General features: G+C 64.5%; 7 protein-coding genes. 2 read left to right on the forward strand and 5 right to left on the reverse strand.

The window, feature by feature from the left end:
• On the reverse strand, nucleotides 1–311 hold a 311-nt coding region (locus AC2VOG_RS19925; RefSeq protein WP_486941551.1), incomplete at its 3' end, for a sigma-70 factor domain-containing protein.
• Between the two features lie 146 nt (nucleotides 312–457).
• The gene (locus AC2VOG_RS19930) at nucleotides 458–880 is read right to left on the reverse strand and encodes a DUF3099 domain-containing protein (RefSeq protein WP_486941552.1); all 423 of its coding nucleotides are present in this window, start codon (nucleotides 878–880) and stop codon (nucleotides 458–460) included.
• A gap of 43 nt (nucleotides 881–923) precedes the next feature.
• On the opposite strand from AC2VOG_RS19930, the gene AC2VOG_RS19935 reads away from it, so the two are divergent.
• A complete protein-coding gene (locus AC2VOG_RS19935) occupies nucleotides 924–1163 on the forward strand; it encodes a DUF3039 domain-containing protein (protein WP_486941553.1) in 240 nt (79 codons plus the stop codon).
• Here the strand turns inward: AC2VOG_RS19935 and AC2VOG_RS19940 are convergent.
• The gene (locus AC2VOG_RS19940; RefSeq protein WP_486941554.1) at nucleotides 1150–2151 is read right to left on the reverse strand and encodes a YihY/virulence factor BrkB family protein; all 1002 of its coding nucleotides are present in this window, start codon (nucleotides 2149–2151) and stop codon (nucleotides 1150–1152) included. The genes AC2VOG_RS19935 and AC2VOG_RS19940 overlap by 14 nt on opposite strands.
• A 61-nt stretch (nucleotides 2152–2212) precedes the next feature.
• Nucleotides 2213–2410, reverse strand: a complete 198-nt coding sequence (locus AC2VOG_RS19945) for a DUF7455 domain-containing protein (protein WP_486941555.1) — start codon at nucleotides 2408–2410, stop codon at nucleotides 2213–2215.
• A gap of 124 nt (nucleotides 2411–2534) precedes the next feature.
• Between AC2VOG_RS19945 and AC2VOG_RS19950 the strand changes: the two genes are divergently transcribed.
• Entirely contained in the window at nucleotides 2535–2894 is a 360-nt protein-coding gene (locus AC2VOG_RS19950; protein ID WP_486941556.1) for a DUF952 domain-containing protein, read from the forward strand.
• On the opposite strand, the gene AC2VOG_RS19955 is transcribed toward AC2VOG_RS19950, so the two are convergent.
• Nucleotides 2849–3187 (reverse strand): Rid family hydrolase (locus AC2VOG_RS19955; RefSeq protein ID WP_486941557.1); only part of this gene is annotated, 339 nt, incomplete at its 5' end. The genes AC2VOG_RS19950 and AC2VOG_RS19955 overlap by 46 nt on opposite strands.

Below are 3187 nucleotides of genomic sequence, written 5' to 3' on the forward strand. Positions count from 1 at the left end.
CGACCGGTGTAGCGCTTGGCCAGCGACACGACCAGTCGCAGGTTGGCTTCCAGCAGGTGGCGGCGCGCCGCCTCGCCGTCGCGAACCACGGCGGCCAAGTCGCGCTTGCGGGCCTCGCCGATACGTTTGCGCGTGTCCAGCAGATGCTTGGCGTACAGGCCGGCTTCGATTCGCTTGGCCAATTCGACCTCGTCGGCAGCGTTGAGCAAGGCCGTCTTGCCGATCCCATTCAGGTACACGCGCACCAGGTCGGCGGCTGGGCTTTGAGAATCCAGATCGCTATCGACCCGAACGGTGTTGGCTTTTGCCATGGCGGCCTCCTCAGAGCGTGAACTGTCATCGGGTACAACGACCGACCCGCCGTAGTAGTTCCCACCGGATGGCGTTCTCACACCCGCTGACGTGCGCGAATGTCCGTGAGCCCTGAGAATGTACTGAGAACCGCCGCGAGGCGGGGTTATTCGGAACCGTCAGCCCGCCCGTGCCGCCAGTCCGGTTGCGGGGCCGCACGACTGCGACGCTCCAGCGCTGGGCGTTCGGCCGTGGGGAACAGCGGGGTCCGTCGTTCGGCGCCGTCAAACCTGCGGGGTTCGTCAGCCCGCCGGGGCGGGCGGTCGTTGGCGATGAGCACCGCGATCCAGGGCAGCGGGATCGAGAAGGCGATGATCGCCAGCGAGATAAGACCGTTGTGCCATAAGCCATATGCCACGGCGGCCAGTAGCAGGGCCGGAATCCGAAACGACATGATGGCCAGGTACTTGCGGACCCGTTGCCGGTGCTGAACCTCGTACGCGGGTGCGGCGGCGGTGATGAGGATCGGTCGACCATCGTCGTCAAAACCCAGCTCTTGGCTGCGCTTCATTGCACCACTCTTCCACAAGTTGGCTTACGGTGGTGGGCCCGGTTCCGGCACAATATGTCCCATGGACACCCAGACCATCGAGCGCACCGACACCGACGAACGCGTCGACGACGGGACCGACAGCGACACCCCCAAGTTCTTCCATTACGTCAAGAAGGAGAAGATCGCCGAAAGTGCGGTGATGGGCACCCATGTTGTCGCGCTGTGCGGTGAGGTGTTTCCGGTGACCAAGTCCGCCAAGCCGGGCTCACCGGTGTGCCCGGACTGCAAGCGGATCTACGAGACGCTCAAGCGGAGCTGATCCGGCCGGAGTTGGCGGGCGACGGTGCATCGGCGTCGTTGTCGGCGTCGGTCGTCGGGTTGGCATCCGCGACGGCTTCCTTGGCGCGTTTGACCAGCCACCGTCGCATCCGGTGGGCATGCGTGCGCGGGGCCGGCCACTCCTCTTGGATGGCGGCGTTGAATTCGGCGCCCAACATGATCGAGAAGCCCGCGAAGAATGCGAACAACAGGAAGGCGATCGGGGTGGCCAGCGCTCCGTAGGTGTAGCCGGTGCCGGTGATGTAGCGCAAGTAGATGCGCAGTCCCAGGGTGGCGATCACGAACACCACGCTGGCCAATGTCGCGCCGAAGATCAGCCGATGAGACGGAAGCGGGTCGGGCAGGGCAACCCGATACAACACGACCACGGTCGCGATCAGGCCGACCAGCAGCGCCGGGTAGTAGCCGTAGGCCAGCACGTCCTGCAAGCCGTCGGGAATGAGTTCAGCCAGCTTGCGAGGCCCGCGCACCATCAACGGCGCCGTGACGATCACGAACAGCAGCATCACCACATACAGCGCGAGCGCGTAGAGACGCTGGCGCACCGGATGGCGCAGCGGCGTCTGGTCGTGGGCTTCGACCACCGAGTCGACGAAGGCGGAGATCGCCGACGAACCCGCCCACAGTGAGATCACAAAGCCCAGCGATACCACCTCGCCGCGGGCGCCTCGATCGATGTCGGAGATGGTCGGCTCGATGATTTCGTGCACGACGCTCGGCGAGAAAATCTTGCTCGACATCGACACCAGGTAATGCTCGATGACCGACATGGTGTCCGGACCGAACAACGGCGCCACATAGGCGAGACTGCCCAGCATGCCCAGCAGCAGCGGTGGCATGGATAACGCCGACCAGAATGCCGCTTGAGCGGCCTCCGAAAAGATCGAGTCGTCCCAACTTTTCGACAACGCCCGCCGAGTAATGCGCCACAGGTGATGCCGCGAGGGTTTCACTGGGTGGTCGGTCATGACCCGTTCAGGATTCCTGACGAATGCGATCCTCGCCAGGTCCGCTGGCGGCGAGTCGCGATTAAGCTCCGACGGTGTCGCCGCTGATCTCCAGCACGGCAGACAACTCGATCAGCTTCGCCTCGTGCTCGTTGGCATGGTGTTGGCAGAACAAGAGTTCCGCTCCGGAGGGCAGCTTGGCGCGAACCCGTGCAGCAGCGCTGCACCGATCGCACCGATCAGCCCTGGTCAATTCGGGACTGGTCAACGTTGCGTTCATCGCTACTCCGTTCTGCCTTCTCCACTGTCTCAGATGACTGCGTTTTTGGCCGTCTTCACCGGCGGTTTACCGGCTGTGTCGTTTCTCACCCCGTCCCGTTTGACCGGTGCGGGAAGATGACGTCATGTCTGGGTCGCCGCCGGTGCTGTTACATCTGTGTTCCACCGGCGACTGGTCAATTGCTCACACCGAGGGCGAGCTTCGGCCCGAGTCTTTGACCAGCGTTGGCTTCATCCACCTCTCCACCCCGGAGCAAGTGCACCTGCCGGCCAACCGCCTCTACCGCGGTCGCGACGACCTTGTGCTGTTGCACATCGACCCGGCCCGCCTGGATTCGCCCCTTCGTTGGGAACTAGGGGTAACAACGGATCCGGCGTCGATGCTGTTCCCGCATCTTTACGGCCCGTTGCCCGTTGCCGCCGTGATTAACGTCACCAGCTACCGTCCGGGCGCCGATGGCGGGTTCCCGGCGCTGGGCGGGTAGGCGTCGGCTTCGATCTCCACCAGCAGCCAGGGTTCGACCAATGCGGTCACCTCGACCATGGTGGCCGCCGGGCGGATGTCGCCGAACACCTCGGCGTGCACGGCCGCGACCTCGCGCCAGCGTGAAATGTCGGTCACATAGATGCGGGTGCGGACCACGTCGCTCAGCGCTGCGCCCGCCTCGATAAGTGCTACCTCGATGCGGCGCAACACTTCCCGTGTCTGGATGCCGACATCGTCACCGGGCGCGGTGGTGCCGGAGACGGCGACGTACGAGCCGATGCGCACCGCGCG

This window comes from Mycobacterium sp. TH-M11 (genome assembly GCF_057473725.1).